Here is a 24,261-nt window from a genome sequence, read left to right as displayed (position 1 = left end):
GACTTAAGAGTAAGTCTAAACGCAGGATTGACCAACTCTGACTTTAAATCAACAAATCAACAAGTGAACAAATAGATCAATTATTGGGGTCCCAGGTCTCGTCATTCGGTGTGTTCAAACCGGGAGCATCAGGAGTTGCATAAGCGCTGCAATCCAATGAGATATCGAGCCCACCTGACGGACGTTTAAATTGTCCTTTCTTGTAATCAAGTGTTTTGTCTGCATAAACGCGCTGCATGTATTTAACCCAGATCGGCCGCGCTGTTGTTCCTCCTTGCCCCATCGCCCAGTTGCGATAGTGGATTGATCTTTCGTCTCCACCAACCCATGCGCCTGATACGAGGTTGTGTGTTACCCCCATGTACCAGCCGTCTGACGCATTGTTTGTCGTTCCGGTTTTTCCACCGATCTCGTTTTCAGACTTGAGGTCCCAGGGTAGTGCAACGGAAGTACCGCCTTGTTCTTCAACACCACCCATGAGCATGTAGATCATCTTGAAGGCAGTTTGCTCGCTGATCGCCTGTCGTGTCTTGGGAACAAAGTTCTCAATAACGTTGCCGTTCTTGTCTTCAATACGCGTAATATAGAAAGGCAACGTATGAATTCCTCCGTTAACGTAGGTGCTGTACGCCCCGATCAGTTCGAACAAGGAAACATCGCTTACTCCAAGGCAAAGCGCAGGAACTGCGTCGAGTTTGCTGGAGATGCCCACGCGGTGAGCGAAGTCTACCACATTGGCCTCACCAACTTTCTGCATCACCTGCGCGGTAATCGAGTTAAGTGAGCGCGCCATTGCCTGACGGAGATTATAAGAAACGCCAGTACCGCGATCGCCTTCAGCATTCGGAGGGCTCCACGTTCCGCCTGGAACTTTAAAAGTCGGAGAAACATCCAGTAGTTGCTGGCATGGCGAATAGCCGTCTTCCATAGCACGGCCATATACGAATGGTTTGAATGCCGAACCAGGCTGACGCTTACCCTGACGAACGTGATCGTATTTGAAATACTTGTAATTGATACCACCCACCCAGGCCTTGATCGCTCCGGTTGCAGGATCCATAGACATGAAGCCAGCCTGAAGGAAACGCAGATAATAATTGAGTGAATCCATCGTGCTGAACAACGTATCGCGTTCACCAGTATAGGTGAAGATGCTCATCTTCTTCTTTTTGTTGAGCATAACTTTCACGGAATCGTTGCCTTCACCATACCGTGCAACAAGGTATCGGTACGCATCAGTCTTCTTCACTTTGGATTGCAGGAAGCCTTTGATTTCAACCCGGTCATCGTCGATCCAGGGATTTGATCCCTTCCAGTGCGTGCTGAAAATCTTCTGCTGCGACTTCATCGATTCCCACACTGCTTCCTCGGCATAGCGTTGCATGCGGGTATCGATCGTTGTATAGATCTTTAATCCTGACTCTTCAAGATCGATGTTTCGTGCACGCGACCAGCGTATCAGGTCGTTCTTAATAACCGCGCGGAAATACGTTGCTATACCTTCGTTTTGATTCAGAACACGATACTTAAGGTCGATAGGTGTACGAAGAAGTGAATCGTATACGGCTTCGCTTTTGATGTAACCGTGGTCAAATAGTTTCCCGATAACCTGATTGCGCTTCTTTAGTGAGTTCTCCGGGTTGTCAACCGGATTGTAACGGGTAACAGCTTGCTGCAATCCAACCAGCACCGCAGACTCAGGAATGTTTAACTGATCCGGGCGTTTATTGAAGTACGTTTCCGATGCCACTTTAACACCAAAGGTCGTTCGCCCAAAGGAAACGGTGTTCAGGTACATGGCAATGATTTCTTCCTTCGTGAAATTTCGCTCAAGTTGTACCGCGATCACCCACTCTTTGGTTTTGTTGATCAGCTTCTTCAGCGAACCACTCAGCTTGAGTGAGCCCTGCAATTCTTCGCCACGTGTATTGAAAAGGTTCTTTGCTACCTGTTGCGTGATCGTACTACCACCGCCTTTGGCACCGGAATTAAACGTGAGGATACCATAAACAACACGCAGGTAAGCCTGAAAGTCAAGTCCTGAGTGCTCATAGAAACGGTGATCCTCCGAATACAGCAGTGTATTAACGAGATCAGCAGAGAGCTGATCATATGTTACCTGGCTGCGATTGTACTTGAAATACCTTCCGAGCGAAACTCCGTCAGCAGAAATCAACTCGGACGACAAATCGTTCTCCGGGTTTTCAATGCTTCTCAGGCTCGGCATGCCACCGAACATTCCAAACAAGTCATTGCTGACTGCCAGCACGTATAATGGCAGTCCTAGGACAATACAAAGGAATGCGATCCATATTCCCTTGATGCCGCGTTTAAACCACACACTCCTTGTCAGCAGAATATCCTTATTCGGCTTCTTTCGGGTAATTTTTTTCGAAGAATTGAAGGTATTCATCCAGTCCCTTTGTACGGTATAAGATATCGAAATTGTCTTTTGTGATCACAAAGCTATGGAATTTGTGGCTCCTTAACTCGGTGAGTGTAGCTAGCTTTTCGTTGAATGATTTCATGTACTCAATCGCAAAGCTCACGCGCGGCAGACCATCAACCAGGGTCATTGTGTTTTCGGGATTGAACACCATGTTTGACGTCTTCAGGTTCAGCTCTCTGAAATTATCAGTGTTCAACTTTTCGAGCGTAAGTGTGGGCATATTCCCCAGCTTTTCGTCGTTGCGGTAGATCATCACAAAATAGTGAGGCTCATTAAGTGAGCGAATGTAGGTAACGCCGGCCTTCATGGTTTGTGCGTCCTGAACTGTACGTGAAGCCTCCAGCAATTTCTGTGCGTAGTTGCCCAGATCGGTGGCTACATTCTCTTTAGCAAATTCACCAAGCTGATACTGATATTTCGAAATGTCGTCCGTCTTCCCAACGATGAGTATTTCCAGTAGCCTCAGCGTTGGTGTGAAGGTCGTTACGCCGATGGCACGAGCTTCGTTGATAAGTGAAGTGGCCTTGTTATAGTCGCCATCCTGGTAGCTCGCGTATGCCTCCTGGTACAATGACTTTTGCTTCTCATTTGCGAGATTCGATTCCTTCATGTAATCGGGATTGTCGAGCGTCTTGGCAAATGTGGACTCAGGATGTTTCGTACGGAGCAGGTTAGCATATTCCTCAGCCCTCGCAGGGTTGCTGTCCTTATAGATCAGATACATGTGATACAGTATCTCGGGCTCGTATTCAGTTTCAGGGAACCGCTTAAGCAGCCTGGTAAAGTAGTCGGCGGCATTTTCGGGTTCTTTTAGTTTGAAGTAATAGATTTCGCCGACATTGAAATAGGCGTCTTCGATCTTTTTAAGTGCTTCTTTCTTTTGGTCATCGGTTCGGGGAATCTGCGCGTTGACCTTTGCGTATTCGGCTCCAACGGGGTCGGCAGGCGCCGCCTCTGTCTCCTCCTTTTGGCTGGCTACAATAGTAGTAGAATCCATCGAAGCGGTGTTCGTCACCGCCGCCTTCGAAGATCGAAGTGACCGTCGCCAGTTGTCTTCGAGTACAATATCACCCCAGATTCTCCGGAATTCAGTTTGTCCCAAAGCCATGGCGGAAGGATTGCCAAAGTACCAATCTGCAGATTCGTCATTACCGGATCCCTCAATATTGCCGAAGACATTGTCAGTAGTCTCGATGTCAATGCGGTTGCGCTTCTTTTTCTTACCAACACTCTTTTCGGCCAGTGCCTTCTTCGCCTGGTATGCTGAGTCGATAATGGAACGAAGTCCAACGGAGTCGAGGGAAGATAAACGGAGCAGACTATCCTGCCATTGAATTACATTAAGATTGCCAACAAACTCGTCAAGTATTTCCTGCCTTGCCTTGATTGCCTCGTAGTTTTCGTAGTCAGGTGGCAATGCTTGTGTGGCACTGTCATAGTATGCCTGAGAAAGTTTGTAGTTGCGCAGCGTGTCGTAATAGATCTCGCCAAGCCGGAGGAAAGCTTCACCATCCACGCGCTTGTTGTTTCCTTCACGCACTGACTGTTTAAAGCTCGTGATAGCGTTGTTGATGTTCTTTTGTTTGAGTTCGAACACGCCCATCTCATAATAAATCTTGTCTTTGAACTCTTTATTCTTGCTGTCTTTTAGAAGCTTCCTGAAAGACTTCATCGCTGCATTAACGCTCTTGCTGCGGGATATTTCTGTAACCTGCGCCATATAAAGCCGGGCATAGAAATCAACTTCATATTCCGGATTAGTAGCCAGGCACTTTTTGTAATAGTTATACGCTTCAGATTCAAAACCAAGTTTTTGATAAACCTGACCAATGATAAAGTAAACTCTTCCGGGCCTGTCCTTCTTACGGAGCATGGGCGCAGCCTGAGAGAGATTCCGAACCATATTGTCATAATCAGCCTGCTCCTGGTAGAAATATGCCTTCTCCATCAGAAGACGCTTCTGATTTGTTTTGTCAAGCTTTTCTTTGGATACGTAGTCGATCGCTGACTGCGCATTGTTGTATTCCTTGTATTCTGTGAATGTGCGGACTAGCTGAATAATTGCGCGATGCCGTGCGCTGGGATCCTTGCTCTTTGTATTGACAAACTTCAGGGTCTGAACGGCATTCCCGAAATCGAGGCTATACAATCTGGCCTTGCCAACCAGAATATAGCAGTCGTCGACCCACTTGCTGTTAGGGTGTCTCTGGATTGCCAGGGAAGCCATCTTGATGGATTCCTGAATGTCTTTGTCATAACTCTTCGCCAGTGCGGTATCGACCGTTGGATAGAGCCGAAGAACTCGATTGTAGTCATCGGACAAGCTGGCCCATATGGTATTTTCTATTTTCTGAACTTCTTCGCGGGCATAGAAATATCCATTGTAATGCGCCGTTGTATTGTGGTATGCTTTGCTGGTCCAAGTGTTTTTTTCGGGCGAGCACGACTGAATCAATACAAAGGCCACACAGAGCAGCAAAAAATAAAAAGCACTTCTCAAGGACGTATTGTCTAGATGACTAAAACGCAAAAAACCTGAATTCCATATTTAAATGATACGGAATCTCTAATTTTGTGCAAAAATACGGGAATACTTTGCAGCAGAAAAAAACCTTATCAAACTGGTTAGCCACCCGTTATCAGCTTGTTATCCGGAACGAAGAAAACTTCGCGGAGAAAACGAGCATGGCTTTTACTTATTCCAAAGTTATCTTTTTTTCCCTGATTCTCTTCACGGGATTGTTCATCATGAGTTTGTTCATGGCGAAGACCATTTTAGCTCGGTGGTTTGATCCCAAGCACGAACAATTGGTGCTTAATCAGCAACTGCTTGAGTTGGCAAACAAGGTCGATTCGTTGGGCATTGAAGTGGAGCGCAAGGATCAATTCATCTCAAATTTGCAGCAGGTATTGAGCGGAGACACCAGTAATTTCAAAGATCCCGCCGAAGCGCTCCGTGGAGAGAACCAACCGCTTAATCGGCCGGCAGATCTACATGCGAGCTCTACAGATTCGGTATTTCGCAAGGAGTTTGAAAGATCGGGCATGTCTGTCATTCCGACGAGTTCCAAATACCGCGAGCTTCAGGAAACGTTTTTCTACTCACCGATCTCTGGATTCATTTCTGACCAATATGATGTCAAAAAAGGGCATCTGGGCGTCGATGTCGTCGCCAAAGTGAATGAGCCTATAAAATGCATCGCCGACGGAACGGTCGTTTTTAGCTCGTGGACGCAGGATTCGGGTTACGTGATCATGGTTCAGCATCGAGGTAACCTCATTTCGTCGTATAAACACAATGCTCAACTCTTAAAAAAAGTTGGTACTTTTGTTAACGGCGGAGAAATTATCTCCATAGTTGGCAATAGCGGGGAGCTTACAAACGGTCCACATCTCCATTTCGAGTTATGGTACAATGGAAACTCCCTGAATCCGGAAGAATTCGTCACTTTTTAAACTTTTTTAGACATGCTAACTTCGAAAGAACAGAAACGGGCAGCCGACGAGATCAGCAACTCGAGCAACAACATTGGCAAAGGCACATTCCTCAAAGGCGATATTGAAACATATGGTAATATCCGCATCGAGGGCAAGATGACCGGTAATCTCATTTGCAAGGCGAAGGTAGCACTTGGACCTGCATCGCAGGTTGACGGGAACATTCTTGCACAAAACGCCGACATCGAAGGCGAAGTGAAAGGCAAGATCGAAGTAACTGAACTCCTTGTATTGAAGGCAACCGCGGTCATCAATGGCGATATCTTTACAGGCAAAATGGTGGTAGAGCCAGGCGCCGTATTTAATGGCACTTGCAAAATGGGTGCGGTAATCAAGGATATTAAAATAGGCGAGAATGGCTCCAGCCGAACCCTCCCCCAACAAGAAGCTAAAACCGTATAATAACTACCTTAAGTATAGCAGCCTCGGTCTACAGCTGGTGGCTGCCATCGCTTTGTCAGGCTGGCTTGGATACCTGCTCGATCAGAAACTCCATTTACAGTTTCCGGCCTTTATGCTCACGTTCGGTTTCATGGCGTTTGGCGGGATGATGTACCAGGTCTATCGTTCCATAAAACGCGACAACCCTTGATTCGATTTGTCGGGATAGTTATGGCTGTTGCCGTTGGCTGCATCCTGGTAGTCATGTTATCTGAAAATCAAGGCTGGATTGAGGCTGCCCCCTCATACTCCATGCAGACTGCTGCCATTCTTGCGGTGTTTACAATCGTCATTTACCGGTATCTTGACAAGATCGAAAAGCCAGAGCTGTTCATTCAAATCTATCTGCTGTCGATGACCATCAAGCTCATCGCCTACGGTGTGTATGTTGTGTTAATGATCGTGGATGACAAACCGGGGGCGAACAGCAACGTCCTGTTTTTCCTAATTCTCTACGTGGTTTTCACGGCCCTTGAAGTCGGCTTTTTGCATCGAAAAATCGCTGGAAATCGACCTCATTGAGTAAGGGCAAATATTTCGCAAAACATTTTTTTCTGCAGCATTCTTTAATACCTTTGCGCTCGTATTTCAAAACCTTGAAATTTGCGCTGAATGAGCATATTTTGGAGCCCTGCAAAGCGTTTTTCCCTTTATCTGGTAGTGTTTTTTTTAACTTTTTCTGGCGCCTTTGCGGCCCCCCAGGAAGGGCATGAGACAAACACTGCGGAGGAGCACGAAGCGTTTGATCCCAACATTATCATCCATCACGTCATGGACGACCATGTTTGGCATCTTTGGGACCATGGTGGCACAATCTTCCTCCCCGTTATTGTTTACTCCCAGCAAGGCGGTTTGGATGTTTTCTCGTCCCGCAACTTTTACGACGAACACCACAACAAGGTGCCTTATAACGGGTATGTGCTGGACGAGCACGAACATATCACCCTCAATGGCCAGTCAGTACTGGACATTTCGATTACCAAGAATGTAGCTATGCTCCTCATTAATGCCACTCTGCTGGTGTTAGTATTTGCTGCGGTAGCCAAGGGATATCAGAACAATCGCGGAAAGGCTCCCAAGGGTGTTCAGTCGTTCATGGAGCCCATCATCGTATTCGTTCGCGATGAAATTGTGAAGCCGAACATTGGCAAGAACTACGAAAAGTTCATGCCCTACATGCTTACGCTGTTCTTCTTCGTATTGTTCGGAAATCTGTTGGGCTTGCTGCCAGGTGCAGGTAATCTTACCGGAAATATTGCTGTGACTTTAACACTGGCCGTTCTTACGTTCATCATCACGAATGTTAAGGGTAACAAGGAATACTGGAAACACATTTTCTGGACGCCGGGCGTTCCGCTGCCGCTTCGGATATTTATCCTACCCGTTGAAATCGTGGGGATATTTACTAAGCCGTTTTCACTTACAGTGCGTCTCTTTGTCGCGATCACCGCAGGTCACATTGTGTTGCTTAGCTTGATCAGCCTCACATTCATTTTCAAAAGCATATTTGTTGGTTTTGCGTCGAGCGCTATTGTGCTCTTTATTAGCCTTATTGAATTATTGGTTGCGGGAATCCAGGCGTATGTATTTACACTGTTCTCCTCGCTCTATATCGGCATGGCTACTGCAGAGCATGAACACGAGGAACACCATTAGATAGTAGTGAGTCCTGAGGTCTTTAGTCCTGAGTTGGGTCGCTTCTAGTAACGGACCAGGATAGGATCGGAGCAAGGACAAACAGATAGACCAGATCAAAGAGGAAATGATCAAAGCTTGAGTAACTGTCAGAAGGACAGCTACTAAAAACTAAAAATACTAACGGCCAAGTACTCAGGACTAACGACTCAGGACTCAGGACTTGCTAAAGATATCCGGCCCGACAAACGAGCCGGCTTGTTTCACTTAATAAATACATAGTTATGTTATTAGCATTATTGTTGGACATCAGCTACGCAATCTTGGGCGCTGGCATCGGTGCAGGTCTGGCAGCAATTGGCGCTGGAATTGGTATCGGTCGCATTGGTGGCTCAGCGATGGAAGGTATCGCTCGTCAACCTGAAGCTTCTGGTAAGATTCAGGGTGCGATGTTGATTATCGCGGCCCTTATCGAAGTGGCTGCGCTTTTCGCGCTGGTTATTTGCTTGCTGATTTCGTTCAAAGGCTAAGCTTAAAGGTCTGTTTGGGCAATGGGCCCGGCAGACCTTTTACATTACATCACTATCTGAAGGCGACTACTATCAGTTTACGTTGAAAATATGGATCTCTTAACCCCAGGCACTGGTCTAATCATATGGCAGACAATTGTATTTGTTCTGCTTGTATTCCTGCTGGCAAAGCTAGCTTGGAAGCCAATTCTCAATTCGTTGAAGGATCGCGAAAAGTCGATTCAGGAAGCGCTTGACACAGCTGAAAGAGCACGTCAGGAGATTTCTAAACTGAAGTCTGACAACGAACACCTTCTCCAGCAGGCTCGCGAAGAGCGCGACAAAATGTTGCGCGAAGCTCGTGAGGCTTCCGGCCGCCTGAAGGAAGAGACTGAGGCAGCAGCCAAAAAAGCAGCGGACAAAATCCTGGATGATGCCCGTGCTGCAATCAACATTGAAAAGAATGCCGCTCTGCGCGACATCAAAGAACAGGTGGCAACGTTCTCCATCGAAATTGCGGAGAAACTCCTGCGCGAGAAGCTTTCAAATGATAAGTCGCAGCGCGAACTGGTGGATCGTTATCTCAAGGACATTAAGGTTAACTAACCATGGTTGATTCAAGAGCCGCGGCACGTTACGTAAAATCATTGCTTGAACTGGCAGTGGATAAGAACGTGCTCGAGGAGGTACATAAGGACATGTTACTGTTTTCAAAGATCGTTCGCGAAAACAAACCGTTCGAGTTGTTGTTGGGCAGTCCTATCATCAAACATGATAAGAAGCGCGACGTTCTCGAAGCACTGTTCAAGGGCAAGGTGAATGCCCTCACAATGTCTATCTTAGACATCCTGACAAAGAAGAACCGCGAACCTTTGCTTCCGGCGATCGCAGCACAATTCCACAATGCTTACAACGAATACAAGCAGATCGGGAAGGCTACTGTAACTACAGCCGTACCGTTGGATGACGCTCTGCGTACGCAGATCCGCGCACTGGTTCAGCAGTTGTCAAAAAAGAGCGATGTAGACCTCACGGAAAACATCGACAAGAATATGATCGGCGGTTTCGTCCTTAATGTAGGAGATCGTCAGATCGATGCTTCGCTGAAGAACAAGCTGAAGTCATTGCAAGTGAAGTTTAGTCATAATCCATACATCAAAGAATTTTAATCTCCTAATATCATGGCAGAGATAAGACCAGAAGAAGTATCGGCAATATTGCGGGAACAGCTTTCCGGCTCGCGCACTGAAGCGCAGCTCGAGGAAGTGGGAACAGTTCTCACAGTGGGCGACGGTGTGGCGCGCATTTACGGCCTCACTCAGGCACAGGCCGGTGAACTTATCGAATTCGAGAATGGCCTTAAGGCACTCGTTCTTAACCTCGAAGAAGACAACGTCGGAGCCGTGTTGTTGGGAGAGTCTGAAGGTATTCGCGAAGGCGATACTGTGAAGCGTACCGGCAAAATCGCATCCGTTAAGGTTGGCGATGGCATGCTGGGCCGTATAGTGAATACGTTGGGTCAACCAATCGACGGTAAGGGTAACATCACAGGTGAATTGTACGAGATGCCACTTGAGCGCAAAGCTCCTGGCGTAATCTTCCGTCAGCCTGTAAACGAGCCTTTGCAAACGGGTATCAAAGCGATCGACTCTATGATCCCTGTAGGTCGTGGTCAGCGCGAATTGATCATCGGTGACCGTCAGACTGGTAAGACTGCAGTTGCTCTTGATACTATCGTAAACCAGAAGGAGTTTTATGAAAAAGGAGAGCCAGTTTTCTGTATCTATGTAGCCATCGGTCAGAAAGCATCAACTGTTGCAGCAGTGTCTGCATCACTTGAAAAGGCTGGTGCTCTTCCATATACCGTTATCGTCTGTGCTTCGGCATCTGACCCTGCTCCAATGCAGTTCTTCGCACCGTTCACAGGAGCCGCTATCGGCGAGTTCTTCCGTGATACCGGCCGCCCTGCACTTGTGATCTACGATGACCTTTCAAAACAGGCCGTAGCTTACCGCGAAGTGTCTCTGCTTCTCAGAAGGCCTCCCGGACGCGAAGCTTATCCTGGTGACGTGTTCTATTTGCACTCACGCCTTCTTGAGCGTGCTGCGAAGGTGATCAACAACGACGCTATTGCACAGAACATGAACGATCTTCCAGCCTCTATCAAGCATCTTGTTAAAGGTGGTGGATCACTGACAGCTCTTCCAATCATCGAGACACAGGCTGGCGACGTTTCGGCTTATATCCCTACGAACGTGATCTCTATCACTGACGGACAGATCTTCCTCGAGACAAACCTCTTCAACTCTGGTATCCGTCCTGCGATCAACGTGGGTATCTCGGTATCACGGGTAGGTGGTTCTGCTCAGATCAAGTCGATGAAGAAGGTAGCCGGTACGTTGAAACTCGACCAGGCTCAATTCCGCGAGCTTGAAGCCTTTGCTAAATTCGGTTCTGACCTCGATGCTGCAACGAAATTGACGATCGAGCGCGGTCGCCGCAATACTGAAATCCTGAAGCAGGATCAATATGCTCCGGTTCCTGTTGAAGAGCAGGTAGCTATCATTACTGCTTCGACCCGTGGATTTATGGACCGCGTCCCCGTTGGTAAGGTGAAACAATTCGAAAAAGAATTCCTCGAACTGATGCGCCTTAGCCACCGCAATACTTTGAACAACCTCAGAGCCGGTAAATTTGACGATGCAGATGTTGATGTCATCAAGAAGGTGGCTCAGGATCTGTCTTCAAAATTCGCTGCCTGATTTGAATAAAGCCTGATATGCCGAATTTAAAAGAAGTAAAGAACCGTATCGCCTCCGTTGTAAGCACGCAACAGATCACCAAAGCCATGAAGATGGTGGCGGCGGCAAAGTTGCGCCGTTCGCAGGACCGCATCACGCAGATGCGTCCATATGCGGTGAAGCTTGAGGCAATAATCAGGAACCTGTCGGAGGCACAAAGCTCCGGCGATATTGACAGCTGGTTCAGCACGCCTCGTGATGAACAGCGTATCCTCATCGTTGCGGTGAGCTCTGATCGCGGTTTGTGCGGCTCATTTAACAGCACAATCTTCAAAGGCGTTATGCGACTCATTACTGAGAAGTATAACGATCAATATGCGAAGGGTAATGTTGTTATCCTGCCTGTAGGCAGAAAGGTAGCCGAATATTTCAAGAAGCGTAATTTCCAGACACTGCATCAGCATGCAGAGATATTGAATACACTTTCTTTTAATAGCGCTGCTGCCGTCGCTGACGATGTGATGAAGGCTTTCAAAGACGGTAAATTTGATAAGGTAGAGCTGGTTTATAACGAGTTCAAAAACGTTGCTACGCAAATACTGCGGACAGAGCAACTTCTTCCGGTAATGCTTCCAAAAGCAGAAGGATCGAAATCAAATCCAGTGGATTACATTTTTGAGCCTTCTCAGGAGGAAATAATTTCTGAGTTACTGCCTACGGCACTACGCATTCAGGTTTTCAAGGCTTTGCTTGATTCGAACGCTGCCGAAAACGGTGCACGTATGACCGCTATGGACAAGGCCACCGAAAACGCCGGAGAGCTTTTGAAAGAGCTTAAACTCAGCTATAACAGATCCCGTCAGGCAGCCATCACCAAGGAGATCCTCGAGATCGTTGGCGGTGCAGAAGCACTCAAATCCGCTTAAAACGAAATCCTTTAACTTTGAAGTCTTCCTTCGTATTATTCGGAGGAAGACTTTTTCATGTCTAAGGGTATCGCATCTGCATATCGCCTGATTAGTATCCTCAGCCTCGATGTAGTGGCCGGAGCAGTTATATGCGCGCTTTTTTTTATCAAAGTGCTGCAGACGGAAGTTTCATTCTCCCTGATACCGCTAGCCCTTACCGTTTGGATCATTTACACGGCAGACCATCTCATGGACGCACGAAGGATCGGACACGCCGCATCAAGCCCCAGGCACCTGTTTCATCAATTGCAGTTTCAGCGAATGCTCGTCGCCGTCGGTGTGGCTTTGTTACTCGATTTGATCAGTCTTTTGTTTGTAAGTCGTGCTGTGATTATGGGAGGTGTTTTTCTCGCTTTCCTGGTTGTTTTGCTGATCGTAATGCAACGAGCATTGCCCTGGCTGCGCGAGATTGTTGTTTCTGTGCTCTACACATGCGGAGTATTGCTGCCGTCAATCGCCCAGGCAAGGACCAGCTATACAATAGCCCATTCGTTACTTTTTATACAATTCAGTCTCGTTGCCCTGACCAACCTGCTCATATTGTCCTGGCTTGACCGTGAAATGGACTTTAAAGACGGCCTGACCTCCTTTACATTGATCGCCGGAAAACGCATGTCGCAGGTAATGATCTGGACATCATTCACCCTATGTATGATGCTCACCATTGCTCAGATATACTATAAAACGCTGACGTGGCCCGGTCTTGTCGTAGGAGCAATGGAGGCGATTTTGATGTTGATTTACGTCGGAAATCAAAGACCTGATCGCCTCCTTGTTCAGCGAATGATTGGCGATGGGGTCTTTATTCTACCATTGTTATACCTGGTTTGGTGAACTTCACTTCCCTGGCCGGGTTGGCCTGATTCAATTCTTGTCCGCAAGTGAGCAAGCTTAATTCTTATGAATCAATTGCTGGTGTCTACGATCGTCTCGCCCGAATGGTCTACGGTTCGGCCATACGGAAATCGCAACTGGTTCACTTAAAGGAATTGAAACAGAGTAACGAAATACTCATACTAGGAGGGGGGACAGGCTGGTTCCTTGAGGAACTTCTGAAGGTTAACTCCTCCGCAACTGTGTTGTATTTGGAGGCGTCAGAAAAGATGATTGCCATGGCAAAGAAGAAGATTTCAGATGCCGATAGCCGTCGCGTTAGCTTCGTCCATGGTACCGAGAAGGCCGTATTTCAAATTGATCACTTCGATGCTGTTGTCATTAATTTTTTCGCCGACATGTTTCCCTCTGATGAATTGTATCAGGTAATCGGGCGCCTGAGGGATGTTTTGAAGCCTGGTGGCCGCCTTCTCTGCACGGACTTTGTAAACGACACCGCCTGGCAGGCGATGCTCCTGAGAGTAATGTATATCTTCTTCGGGATGGCGACAGGGCTGACAACTAAACGCCTCGCGCCCTGGCGAAGTATTATTGCAGAACTTGGGTTTAAGCGCCTTTGCTCAAGCGCGTTTTGGGGTAGCTTTATCTTTAGCGAACTGTATAAAAAGCCCCGCTAAGACGTAGCGACGATTCCGTCCTTACTCAGTTGCTGAACAAGATCGGCCTTCTCCTCCATTAAGCTTATAATTCGTCTCAGGTATTCAATTTCCTTTCGGGAAAGATCAAGCTGACGCTGTACTTCAACCGTTGCTGATTCATCCGAAATAGATAGCTGTATTGAATCTGCCGAAGCAGGAACGTAGTACTGGAAAAAGTTATAGCCAAGTACCTGCGAGATCTTAAGTAAGAGCCCGGTATCAACATGGCGCTTCTTGAAAATGCGGTACACATTCTGTCGCACCGTCCCCAGTTCGTCGGCGAAGTCCGTGAGCCTCATATTGCGGTTCTCGAAAACCTCCCTGATTTTCTCTCCTATTTCTACAATCTCCATAGCGATTCCTATAACGTAAATTAAATGTGGACGTTCCTGCTGATTTTCTTTACTAATGTAACCTATTTGTTTACATTTTGTGCTATAACCCTGCGTGGGTGAACACGTTTCTCCCAAACGTTCAATTTTGTATTATGACGAAGCCCTTTTTTGAGGACGATTACGCGGTTATCGAGTTCGACGACACGATCCCATGCGTTAAAGTGACACTTAGAGGCGTCCCGAAGGGCAGCGACCATTATCAATTGGTCCAGGCGAAGCGACTGGAGCTCATGGCCCAGGAAATAAGAAATTACCCAAAGCTTCACATGCTCACGGATAGCTCTTCGGCAGGGCCCGTCCTGGATGAGGATATCATGCATTTCCGCGATCAGGTCATGCCAGCAATGGAAAAAGCGGGAGTTCGATACCTGGCCATAGTTGTGCCAACCAACAAATTCACCCAACTGACCATTCGCGAAATGACGCAGGAAGCCGATATAATGAAGGTGCGTTATTTTGAAACGTTGCGCGATGCGAAGCAATGGTTACGCCGGATGACCGTTTTATAGCAAAGTATTTGGGCGAAACGCAGTTGCAGCTTGGAGCCCTGCCCTGTATCTTGCTCGTTATTGCCCATGCACGACCTCATTGAAAATCTCCCAGTCGCTATTTATGAATCTACTATCCATGAAGATGGGAGAGTTACTATTGATTTTGTAAGTGAATCGTGCAGTCGGATCCTCGGTGTTCCTCACAACGAGTTGCTTACCGACAACAACGTTTACAAAAAGATCATCCATCCCGATGATCTGCTCGTTTTCCAGCGGAAACTTCAGGACGCACACAGCGGAGGCAGTGAATTTGACGCACAAGTCAGGATTGTTGTGGACGGCGCCGTTCGTTGGGTAGAAATCAACTCGAGTCATCAGGCACTCGCTAACGGAGGCTTTAAGCGCCGCGGTATTATTCAGGATATAACACAGCGAAAGACCAGCCACGAGGAGGAATTGCTTCGATACAGATCGCTTGAAGCACGAAGCAAGAAAAATGAAACCCTTCTCGAGCAGCTCTTTCAAACCATTCCTATGGCTGTAGTTCTCCTAACAGGGAACGGCAAAGTGTCACAGGTGAACAAGGGGTTTGAGGAGATGTTTGGATACACACTCGATGAACTCAGGGACAAAAGCATCAACGACTTCATCGTTCCGGAAGAACTGGCCCACGAAGGAATAGACCTCCATAATGTTGTCGCGTCGAATCATGTCATACTTCGGGAGACGGTTCGACTGCACAGAAGTGGACGGCCTTTGAACGTATTACTGTATGGAATGCCGGTAAAGTTCGATAGTCAGACCATCGGGATTTATGGCGTATATATCGATATCACTACACGCAAACGCATAGAGGAAGAACTGAAGATCAGAAACGCTGAGCTCGATAACTTTGTTTACAAAGTCTCGCATGATCTCAGAGCACCCCTTTCTTCAATACTCGGTCTCGTAAACCTGGCCAAGCTTCCCGGTAACACCGACAATCCGATTGAATACATCGAACTGATTGGTTCTAAGGTTGAACATCTCGATAACTTCATCGGCGACGTGCTTAGCCATTCAAAGAACCTGAAGATGGAAGTTTCGGTGGCGATGGTCGATTTTGGTAAAATTATCGACCAGACTTTCCAGGACCTGAACTATCTCGAAGGAGCAAAGGGAATTAGCCGCATCGAGCGCATAGAAGGTATTGAATTCTACAGTGATCCATGGCGCATTGCAGAGATCATGAGGAATCTCATCTCAAATGCAATCAAATACCGGAAGCTGGATCATGGCGCCTCCGAAATAGGGATCAGGGTTAATGTCGACAACATGCGTGCAGAGATCAACTTCGCCGACAATGGTATCGGCATAGATGAAGCTAACCTCACGAAGATCTTTGAGATGTTCTATCGTGCAACCGAACAATCCGATGGATCAGGCATAGGACTTTATATTGTTCGAAATGCCGTAGAAAAGCTCGGAGGCCAGATCAGTGTAGCCAGCCGACTGGGGCAGGGAACAAGGTTCACGATCATTCTGCCCAATCGTATTAACAGCGTCATCAACGTGGTTCCTAAGCCTGCCGATATATTGGAGAAATGAAGATAAAGGAAGTATCCACGCTTCAGGACGCCAGAGAATTCTTGCTGCTTCCCGTCCGACTTTACAAAGATACATCTGCCTGGATCCGACCTCTCGATAAGGATGTTGAAAGTGTTTTTGATCCGGAACACAATAAGACTTTCAGGCACGGGCAATGTACACGCTGGATACTGCTGGATGCCAACGGTATGACCATTGGTCGTGTGGCAGCATTTATCAATCAGAAAACGGTTCACAAGGGCAACGCACAGCCTACTGGAGGAATAGGTTTTTTTGAATGCATTAATAACAGAGATGCCGCTTTTCTTTTGCTGGATACCTGCAAGGCCTGGCTCAGTTCGAAGGGGATGGAAGCAATGGACGGCCCCGTTAACTTCGGCAGCCGTGACCGATGGTGGGGACTGCTTATAGAAGGTTTTGACAAGGAACCGAACTATCAATGCAATTACAACTTTTCCTATTATCAGCAGTTTTTTGAAGAATATGGATTCCAGGTTTATTTCTATCAGTTAACGTTTCATAGAACGATAGCAGGTCCTCTTTCTCCCAAGCTTTGGTCGAAAGCGGAAAGATTGGAGCAGGACCCTGATTACGCTTTTCGGTATCTGCGGAAAGACGAAATGCCCAGACTCCCTGAATATATCTACAATGTTTACAACAAAGCCTGGGCAAACCGTTCAGAGAATCCGGAGTTGTCAATGGCCCAGGCAAAGCTCCTCGTTAAACAAATGAAACCGATCATGGATCGGCGAATACTGTACTTTGGGTTTTATAAGGGAGAGCCTGTAAGTTTCTTCCTGTCACTACCTGAAATTAATCAGCTTATCAAGTATGTTGATGGCAAGCTCAATGTCGTGGGTAAGTTGAAATTTGCCTGGCATCAGCTCCGGCGAACCAATCGAAAGGCTTTCGGCATCCTGTTCGGTGTAGTCCCTGAACATCAGGGAAAGGGCCTCGATGGGGGCATGGTCCTGAATATGCGCCGCGTCTTGCAGGACGAATACAAACGCTACGACGAGTACGAGATGAACTGGATCGGCGACTTCAATCCCAAAATGATTGTCGTGGTGGAGCAGGTTGGCGGCAAGGTTTGCAAACGTCACGCGACCTACAGGAAGTTGTTCGACGAGACAAAACCATTTAAACGGGCGCCCATTCTTCATTAGCCCGCTTTCTGCCTCAGCGAGAAGCGCATTTTTTGCCTTACTTTCGTGCCGGAATATTCGTTATGGGAGCCACAACAGGAGTTCTTTTAGTCAATCTGGGTACGCCCGATAGTCCAGCCGTAGGCGACGTTCGGCCTTACCTGTCACAGTTTCTCAATGATCCCAGGGTCATAGACATCCCGTGGCTAAGCCGTAAGGTGCTTGTCAACCTGGTTATTGTGCCGTTTCGTGCTCCGAAGTCATCTGCCATTTATAAGAAACTATGGACGGATAAAGGCTCACCCCTTCTTTACCATAGTGAAAATGCCGGGAAGCTTCTGCAACAATCGCTGGGACCTGATTTCGGCGTCCATCTGGCCATGAGATATAAGAACCCATCAGTTCCGGATGTCCTTGAGGAAATGCGAAAACGCAACTACAAGACGATTGTGGTGCTTCCCATGTTTCCTCAATACGCATCTGCATCTACCGGTTCTGCCGTTCAGGAAGTTATGGATGTTATCAGCAAGTGGTGGGTGATTCCGCAGATCAAGGTTGTCAGTCAGTATTACGATCATCCCTTGTTTATTGATGCGTTCGTCCAACGTGCGCGTCAATATGATATCAGCAGCTACGACCATATTCTGTTTTCGTATCACGGCCTGCCAAAGCGCCAGGTCGACAAAGTCCATTTGAGCGGAGTGTGCAAGGATAATTGCATGCACGAGGTCAATGAGGAAAACAAGTTTTGCTACAGGGCCACCTGTTACGCAACTACCCGACTATTGGCCGGCCAGTTGGGAATATCGTCTGATAGATATACCGTCTGCTTTCAATCGCGCCTGGATGAAAAGTGGTTGCAGCCGTTTTCCGATAAGGTCGTTGAGGAATGCGCCAAAAAAGGTATGAAGAAGATCCTTGTTTTCTCGCCTGCCTTCACTGCTGACTGCCTCGAAACAGTGATTGAGATCGGCGATGAGTATCAGCATTTGTTCAAAGAAAACGGTGGTGACAAGGTTCAGCTGGTAGAAAGCCTGAACGATCATCCTACCTGGATCAAGTGTCTTGAAGATCTTGTGCGTACTGCCTAAACCTGCCGTTCCCTGTCCTTACAGACGGATACCCGACGGGTACCCTGTAAATTAGACACGGCTTTGACACGGCTTTGATACGGGTATGACACGGGTATGACACGGGTATGACACGGGTTTGATACGGCTTTGATACGGGTTTGACCCGGATCTGATACAGGTTTGATAGGAGGCTAATACCGATATACCAGTACATTAGAACCGTTCGGATACAGTCTTGTAACAGACGCTAGGGGCGGTTGAGAATTGAAAATCTTTATGTCGGGCCGATGTCGACACCAGATCAGATATTTCCCGAACGACCTGAATGTTCAGTCTGATGGAGTCGCTTCATCAATTCATTCTTGTATAGCGGGCCAACCGGTATTTCAGTCTTATTTATAAACACGGCATGTTGATTATAGGAATCGATGCGCCTGACCGGTACAATAAACGACCGATGGATGCGCAGAAACTCGTCTTCCGGAAGCATGTCCTCCAGTGAGGAGATGGTTTGCTTGGTGATGACCTGATTGCCAGGCATAAATATCCGGACGTAATCCTTCAGGCTCTCTATGTAGAGAATTTCATGCACCATCACTTTTACCATTTTGCGGTCGGCACGAACGTAAAGAAACTTGTCTGTTGCCTGAGTCGTTGGTTCACCTGACGATGGTGGTGATTTATGATCAAGTTGCAGCACCTTGTGTACTGCCTTCAGGAATCTTTCAAAAGAGTAGGGCTTTAGTAAGTAGTCCACCGCGCCGAGCTCAAAGCCTTCGTAAGCATAATCGCGAAATGCTGTCGTGAAGACGATTCGGGGAGGATGGGTAAGCGTCTTGAGAAATTCTGTCCCCATCAACTGCGGCATGTTGATGTCCAGAAAGATTAGATCCACCTGGCGCTGCTGTATGAGTTCGAATGCTGCCATGGCGTGGTGGCACTCCCCCACAACCTGCAACATGGGCGTTGACTGGATATACGTGCGGAGTACATCAAGCGCCGGAGGCTCGTCATCAATGAGCAGACATCGAAATGTGTTCATATACTTCCGGGAGCGTTACCTTGTTTAGTTGAAGAGTCAGGTTGACGACAAACATATCCTCGTCTTCGCTAATACGAAGATCGTGAGCTTGTGGATACAGGAGGTTCAGTCTTCGTCTGACATTTAAGAGTCCCACAAGCGATGATTGTTTGCTATGGACTTCTGTCGGTTTGCCGTTGATTAATTTGAACCTGAGAACATCATCTTTAACCGTCAGATCCAGGCTTATCCAGGCCTGTTCGATCATTTGACCTGCGCCATGTTTAAAGCTGTTCTCTACGAAAGGCATGAGCAACAATGGTGGAATAATTTTGTTGTCGATGTCACCGGTGCAGTTAATGGAAATGTCAAGGCGCGGCCCGAACCGTTCCCGTTCAAGTTGTATATAGTCCCTTAGGATCTGGATTTCGCGGCCAAGCTCAACAAGAGGTTTTGCGCAGTCGGTCAGCATGTAGCGCATGAGTTGTGAAAGTTCAAGAATTGCCTGCGGCGTTTTGTCAGACTTGTTGAGTGCAAAAGAATAGATCGTGTTCAGCGTGTTGAACATAAAGTGTGGATGCAACTGTCCTTTGAGCAGTTCGAGCTCAGCGCGCAGGGTGGCTTTCTCCAGACGTTCGTTGTCCATTTTCTTAACATACCAGAGCTTGATCAACTTAATGGCTACTGCGAATCCGGCTACAGTCATTGATCCGCGAAGTCCTGCCATCAGCGAGGCATAGAATTGAGTGCTCGGTTGGTACGGTATATTCAATGACGTCCTGATGGGGATGATTGCATAAGCAGCGACCACCTGCGACATCATCGCAGTCAAAAGAATAAGTACAATCACGGCTAGTAGTCCTGTCCACCACCGACCTTTCAAAAGCAGTTTTGGCAAAATGACATAGATAATGCCGTAGCTCAGAAACATATGCTGAGGAAGATACAGCAGTGCCTCAACAAAGGCGAGTCCGAGAAAGACGGTGTGCTTTGCTCCTGTTGAGGCTGGAACACCATAAATGAAACCAAAGAACAACCACCACGTCGCCCAGAAAATAAAATGCCGGGTAAACCTGTAGCCCCTTTCCGGCGACAGCGCGAGATGCGAGAAGAAGCCGTTCATAACGAAACTTACGGTATTGTTTGAAGAAAGAAGTTGTTGCCGGTCAATTGTCGACGAAAGTGGCAGTACCATAGACGAAGAAGTTTTGTGGGGGCGTCATGCCTATATAGAACTATAAACAAGTGCCTGGTCTACTTCACGAAAATCCAGGTTAGGAGTTGCCGTATCTTCTCTTAAAGATTATAAGTTATGAAAAAGACAATTTTTATTGCCGTATTAGCGATGATCACGTCCACGGCGGGCATGGGGCAGCATGCCGCTATGAGCGGAGAATATTGGGTCGTTGAAAACCACACGCGGGACAGCGTGTATTCGATCGTTAGATTCTATGACGCCAACAATGCGCTGATGCATGAAGTTAAGATCGATAATTTAACGGTCGACATACGACAAAAGAAACAGCGAAAGCACCTTGATCAATTGCTTAACGACTATAAAACGCGAACATCACGCGGTTTGAAGAAAATCAGATCGAAGACGTCGGTCTGAGGTTTAGATTGATAAGGGCTGCATCAGGTTAGATGCGGCCCTGTTTTGTTAAAAGGGTTGTCAGGTACCTGCAATCTTCAGTACAGCGTCTACAAAACGATCAAGATCTCTTGTTGTGGTATACACATGAGGTGTTACGCGAACGCCGCTGATGTTCTCCCACTTTATAGACACCGTATGGATTTGATGTTCTCCCATCAGCTTGCTCGCTACCGTTTCGGGCTCTATTCCGTCAATAGAAAAGTTTCCAAGTGCGCATGAGTACTCTGGCTTGAGACTAATGTTCAGCTTCACACGAGGATTGTGAGTTACCTTTTCGCACCAGTAGTTTTTTAGATAATGCAGTCGTTCAGCCTTCCTCTTGCTACCGATGGCAAGATGAAAATCTATGGCCTGGCCAATGGCTTGCTCCGGAGCAAATGAGCGGGTTCCGAGGGTTTCGAATTTTCGTATGTCGCTGCTCTGAGGTTTGTCATTAGGGAACAATGGCCACAGGCCTGCTATGTTATCCTTCTTAACATACAGCATCCCCGTTCCAAAGGGGGCACACAGCCATTTGTGAAGACTGGTCCCAAAGTAATCTGGATTGAAATCGCTGATCTTGAAGTCCATGTGGGCAAATGTGTGCGAGCCATCTACGATGGAAATGATGTTGCGTTTCTTCGCTTCTTCGCACAACCGCTTTACCGGCATGATTTGCCCCGTCCAATTGATCATGTGTGTGACGTGCCAGATCTTCGTTTTCGAAGTGGTCGCATTGACAAAGGCGCGCACAAATTCATCTTCATTTTCAATAGGCAGTTTAAGGCTGATCCAGTTAATCTTGATGCCATCACGCAGCTCCTTTTGCTTCCAGGCGTGAATCATGTTGGGATAGTCCTGTTTGGTCATCACGATTTCATCGCCCTTTTGAAGAGTAAGTCCCCAGGTTACGGTCGCCAGCGCTTCAGTCGTATTTCGATTGATTGCAATCTCCTCAGCAGAAGTACCTGCTAGGTCAGCAAGCTTTCTGCGCAACGGCTCCCTGCCTTTGTCAAGGATTTGCCACATGTAGTAGGTGGGCGCCTCATTACTCAAGTGGTAGTATCGATCAACAGCATCCTGAACCACCTTCGGTTGCGGGCTCACACCGCCATTGTTGAGATTCAGGATGGTTGGAGACACCGTGTACGCCTGTGCCAGTCTGTTCCAAAGCTCTTCATCGTTTGCAGACTCGACTGGAGACAGTTTGTTCAATTGGATCAGCGCATCGCTGACGTCTTCTGCGGCCATGGCAACAGATGTGGCAGATAATGCACCGGCAATGCCAATGGATTTTTTGAAAAAGGTACGACGGCTCGACATAGAGTTTAGGTTTTGAACGGAGAGGAAGATAGAAAATAATCGGAGAAATCAGAACTACTTCTCTTCCATCATGTCTCTCAATTCTATCTCAAGGGCCTTTGTGCTGATGATGATTTCATTCAGAGAAAGCGCGAGCGATATCAGCAGGGAAAGTAAGCTGAGCCCAAAGATCGAGAAAGCCCAGCTGGTTTTATCGAAATAAAAGAAGAGCATGCTAAGAACACAAAAAAAGAAGCTTATTATGCCCATAGCCTGCATTTGCTTGACAAGCACCAGACGCCGTTTGAGGTTGGCGATCTGTGCCTTTATGATTTCGCGATCCTCCTGAATTTGTTTGTACTTGGCATGCAGATTCCGAATCAGTGTCGCCAGTGCCAGGAAGCGATTTGTATAGGCAAGCATCATCAACGTAATTGCTGGGAACAGAAGCGCCGGCGTATTGATAGATATTTGCTGCATCGTGTGTAATAGTTAGTCCTGGAGCTGTACTTCAAACCGGTCTTAAAGAATCGACAAATAGTCGAGCGGTAAAGCTGCAACGAAATTACTGAACGCGCTGTAATTTCCGTAGCGATTTGGCCATTCCGCTGATTACTCCAACCGATACCAGCGTCATGCATCCTCCGAATATTACCGAGCGAACCACGCCCAGCAAGCGTGCCGCCACACCCGACTCAAACATGCCTATCTCGTTTGAAGAGCCAATGAAAACATTATTTACCGCCGAGACGCGACCCTTCATGTTTTCTGGCGTTAACGTTTGAAGTAATGTACCCCGCACGATTACACTTACGCAATCGAACATTCCGCTGATCATTAACAAACCAAGAGAAAGCCATAGATTCACTGAAAGGGCAAACAGGATCATACTCACGCCAAATCCTGCAACGCAGAATAGGAGCACACGTCCCATGTTTTTGCGGATGGGGTTATGCGTGATGTAGAATGCCATCATGAGCGCGCCAACGGAAGGCGCGGCCCTCAGCAACCCAAGGGCTATTGGACCGGCGTTGAGAATATCTTTTGCAAAGATCGGCAACAGGGCAACGGCTCCACCAAACAGAACAGCAAAGAGATCGAGCGAAATGGCCCCAAGAATAATCTGGTTGCTGAATACAAAACGAAGTCCCGCCTTGATCTTTTCCAGAATGCCCTGCTCTTCGCTCTCGGGAGGTAGTGGTTTATTGGTAACAGCAATCGCGAGCGATAATCCAAGAACCATGAGAAACACATCGGCCGCATAAGATGCACGCACACCATGAAAGCTATATAATAATCCTCCGACTGCAGGCCCGCCGATAGCGGCTGTTTCCCATAATGTACTGTTCCATGTGATTGCATTGCTATACAACTCACGCGGAATCAATTGAGGCATGTAGGCAAATAATGCCGGCGTCAGAAACCCCCTGGCGATGCCACTGAGAAAAATAACAGAGTATATGGAGATCACACCGTACTGTAATATTGAACTGCCGATGTCGAGAGTAAAGAACAAGAGCGCGATGGAACAAAGTAACAACGTGGAAACGCAGGTAAGGATGATCTTCTTTCGTTGTACAACATCGGCAAGGTGTCCTGCATAAAGTGAAACAGCTATTGAGGGAATCGCTTCTGATAAACCAATGAATCCAAGCGATAACGGATCGTGCGTAAGGTCATACACCTGCCAGGCAACAACCACGCCTTGTATTTGTATTGCCAAAGTGATGCAGAACCGCGCACAAACAAACAGACGAAAATCAGGAACGTTGAGGGCGGCGTATGGGCCTGTAGGTATAGTCATCGATAAGTAGCGTTGGAAAAATCAATCGGTAACTCGC

The 24,261-nt window shown here is 47.3% G+C and carries 25 protein-coding genes; 17 read left to right on the top strand and 8 right to left on the bottom strand.

All coding sequences use genetic code 11. The features are described 5' to 3' along the window. Positions 1–76 precede the first annotated feature (76 nt). Both WBG78_RS13470 and porW read right to left on the bottom strand, forming a co-directional pair. Complete coding sequence (locus WBG78_RS13470) at positions 77–2,413, bottom strand: transglycosylase domain-containing protein (RefSeq protein ID WP_337326948.1); 2,337 nt, start codon at positions 2,411–2,413, stop codon at positions 77–79. Beyond that, complete coding sequence (gene porW / locus WBG78_RS13465; RefSeq protein WP_337326947.1) at positions 2,364–4,949, bottom strand: type IX secretion system periplasmic lipoprotein PorW/SprE; 2,586 nt, start codon at positions 4,947–4,949, stop codon at positions 2,364–2,366. The genes WBG78_RS13470 and porW overlap by 50 nt, the downstream gene beginning before the upstream one ends. 95 nt (positions 4,950–5,044) lie before the next feature. On the opposite strand from porW, the gene WBG78_RS13460 reads away from it, so the two are divergent. From WBG78_RS13460 to WBG78_RS13405, 12 genes are all read left to right on the top strand, one after another. Beyond that, positions 5,045–5,905, top strand: a complete 861-nt coding sequence (locus tag WBG78_RS13460; protein ID WP_337326946.1) for a M23 family metallopeptidase — start codon at positions 5,045–5,047, stop codon at positions 5,903–5,905. A gap of 12 nt (positions 5,906–5,917) precedes the next feature. Next, entirely contained in the window at positions 5,918–6,349 is a 432-nt protein-coding gene (locus tag WBG78_RS13455) for a bactofilin family protein (RefSeq protein ID WP_337326945.1), read from the top strand. Then, a complete protein-coding gene (locus WBG78_RS13450; RefSeq protein ID WP_337326944.1) occupies positions 6,303–6,539 on the top strand; it encodes an AtpZ/AtpI family protein in 237 nt (78 codons plus the stop codon). Before WBG78_RS13455 ends, WBG78_RS13450 begins: the two co-directional genes overlap by 47 nt. Further along, complete coding sequence (locus tag WBG78_RS13445; RefSeq protein WP_337326943.1) at positions 6,536–6,910, top strand: hypothetical protein; 375 nt, start codon at positions 6,536–6,538, stop codon at positions 6,908–6,910. Before WBG78_RS13450 ends, WBG78_RS13445 begins: the two co-directional genes overlap by 4 nt. A gap of 90 nt (positions 6,911–7,000) precedes the next feature. After that, positions 7,001–8,044, top strand: coding sequence for a F0F1 ATP synthase subunit A (atpB, locus tag WBG78_RS13440; protein ID WP_337326942.1), 1,044 nt, complete (start codon positions 7,001–7,003; stop codon positions 8,042–8,044). 263 nt (positions 8,045–8,307) lie between these two features. Beyond that, positions 8,308–8,553, top strand: coding sequence for an ATP synthase F0 subunit C (atpE, locus tag WBG78_RS13435; RefSeq protein WP_337326941.1), 246 nt, complete (start codon positions 8,308–8,310; stop codon positions 8,551–8,553). A gap of 90 nt (positions 8,554–8,643) precedes the next feature. Then, positions 8,644–9,138, top strand: a complete 495-nt coding sequence (locus WBG78_RS13430) for a F0F1 ATP synthase subunit B (protein ID WP_337326940.1) — start codon at positions 8,644–8,646, stop codon at positions 9,136–9,138. Positions 9,139–9,140: 2 nt separating this feature from the next. Beyond that, positions 9,141–9,701, top strand: a complete 561-nt coding sequence (gene atpH / locus WBG78_RS13425; RefSeq protein ID WP_337326939.1) for an ATP synthase F1 subunit delta — start codon at positions 9,141–9,143, stop codon at positions 9,699–9,701. Positions 9,702–9,713: 12 nt separating this feature from the next. Beyond that, the gene (atpA, locus tag WBG78_RS13420; RefSeq protein WP_337326938.1) at positions 9,714–11,294 is read left to right on the top strand and encodes a F0F1 ATP synthase subunit alpha; all 1,581 of its coding nucleotides are present in this window, start codon (positions 9,714–9,716) and stop codon (positions 11,292–11,294) included. 17 nt (positions 11,295–11,311) lie between these two features. Then, entirely contained in the window at positions 11,312–12,199 is an 888-nt protein-coding gene (gene atpG, locus WBG78_RS13415; RefSeq protein ID WP_337326937.1) for an ATP synthase F1 subunit gamma, read from the top strand. Between the two features lie 57 nt (positions 12,200–12,256). Continuing rightward, positions 12,257–13,075, top strand: coding sequence for a hypothetical protein (locus WBG78_RS13410; protein WP_337326936.1), 819 nt, complete (start codon positions 12,257–12,259; stop codon positions 13,073–13,075). 47 nt (positions 13,076–13,122) lie between these two features. Further along, entirely contained in the window at positions 13,123–13,752 is a 630-nt protein-coding gene (locus WBG78_RS13405) for a class I SAM-dependent methyltransferase (RefSeq protein ID WP_337326935.1), read from the top strand. Here the strand turns inward: WBG78_RS13405 and WBG78_RS13400 are convergent. Further along, on the bottom strand, positions 13,749–14,126 hold the full coding sequence (locus WBG78_RS13400) for a helix-turn-helix domain-containing protein (protein ID WP_337326934.1): 378 nt from the start codon (positions 14,124–14,126) through the stop codon (positions 13,749–13,751). The two genes, WBG78_RS13405 and WBG78_RS13400, sit on opposite strands and share 4 nt — an antisense overlap. A gap of 134 nt (positions 14,127–14,260) precedes the next feature. Here WBG78_RS13400 and WBG78_RS13395 point away from each other — a divergent pair, with 134 nt between their 5' ends. From WBG78_RS13395 to hemH, 4 genes are all read left to right on the top strand, one after another. Beyond that, positions 14,261–14,677 (top strand): hypothetical protein, encoded by a 417-nt coding sequence (locus WBG78_RS13395; RefSeq protein WP_337326933.1) that lies wholly within the window; start codon positions 14,261–14,263, stop codon positions 14,675–14,677. Positions 14,678–14,743: 66 nt separating this feature from the next. Then, positions 14,744–16,246, top strand: coding sequence for a sensor histidine kinase (locus tag WBG78_RS13390; protein ID WP_337326932.1), 1,503 nt, complete (start codon positions 14,744–14,746; stop codon positions 16,244–16,246). After that, positions 16,243–17,412, top strand: coding sequence for a hypothetical protein (locus WBG78_RS13385; protein WP_337326931.1), 1,170 nt, complete (start codon positions 16,243–16,245; stop codon positions 17,410–17,412). Before WBG78_RS13390 ends, WBG78_RS13385 begins: the two co-directional genes overlap by 4 nt. Positions 17,413–17,474: 62 nt before the next feature. Then, complete coding sequence (gene hemH / locus WBG78_RS13380) at positions 17,475–18,482, top strand: ferrochelatase (protein WP_337326930.1); 1,008 nt, start codon at positions 17,475–17,477, stop codon at positions 18,480–18,482. 283 nt (positions 18,483–18,765) lie between these two features. On the opposite strand, the gene WBG78_RS13375 is transcribed toward hemH, so the two are convergent. Next, entirely contained in the window at positions 18,766–19,506 is a 741-nt protein-coding gene (locus WBG78_RS13375; RefSeq protein ID WP_337326929.1) for a LytR/AlgR family response regulator transcription factor, read from the bottom strand. Then, on the bottom strand, positions 19,478–20,680 hold the full coding sequence (locus WBG78_RS13370) for a sensor histidine kinase (RefSeq protein WP_337326928.1): 1,203 nt from the start codon (positions 20,678–20,680) through the stop codon (positions 19,478–19,480). Before WBG78_RS13370 ends, WBG78_RS13375 begins: the two co-directional genes overlap by 29 nt. 117 nt (positions 20,681–20,797) lie before the next feature. Between WBG78_RS13370 and WBG78_RS13365 the strand changes: the two genes are divergently transcribed. Next, on the top strand, positions 20,798–21,097 hold the full coding sequence (locus WBG78_RS13365) for a hypothetical protein (RefSeq protein WP_337326927.1): 300 nt from the start codon (positions 20,798–20,800) through the stop codon (positions 21,095–21,097). Between the two features lie 60 nt (positions 21,098–21,157). Here WBG78_RS13365 and WBG78_RS13360 read toward each other — a convergent pair whose 3' ends face one another. The 3 genes from WBG78_RS13360 to WBG78_RS13350 all read right to left on the bottom strand — a co-directional run bounded on the left by WBG78_RS13360 (position 21,158) and on the right by WBG78_RS13350 (position 24,224). Further along, the gene (locus tag WBG78_RS13360) at positions 21,158–22,441 is read right to left on the bottom strand and encodes an aminotransferase class V-fold PLP-dependent enzyme (RefSeq protein ID WP_337326926.1); all 1,284 of its coding nucleotides are present in this window, start codon (positions 22,439–22,441) and stop codon (positions 21,158–21,160) included. A 54-nt stretch (positions 22,442–22,495) separates the two neighbouring features. Then, positions 22,496–22,900: a DUF2721 domain-containing protein gene (locus WBG78_RS13355; protein WP_337326925.1), complete on the bottom strand. Its 405-nt coding sequence runs from the start codon at positions 22,898–22,900 to the stop codon at positions 22,496–22,498. Positions 22,901–22,985: 85 nt separating this feature from the next. Then, on the bottom strand, positions 22,986–24,224 hold the full coding sequence (locus WBG78_RS13350; protein WP_337326924.1) for an MFS transporter: 1,239 nt from the start codon (positions 24,222–24,224) through the stop codon (positions 22,986–22,988). Between the last annotated feature and the right edge of the window lie 37 nt (positions 24,225–24,261).

It is taken from the genome of Chryseolinea sp. T2 (assembly GCF_037203685.1).
Classification (GTDB): Bacteria; Bacteroidota; Bacteroidia; order Cytophagales; family Cyclobacteriaceae; genus Chryseolinea.
Note: the sequence above shows the minus strand (reverse complement) of the source record. Positions and strands in the feature narration are given on the sequence as shown.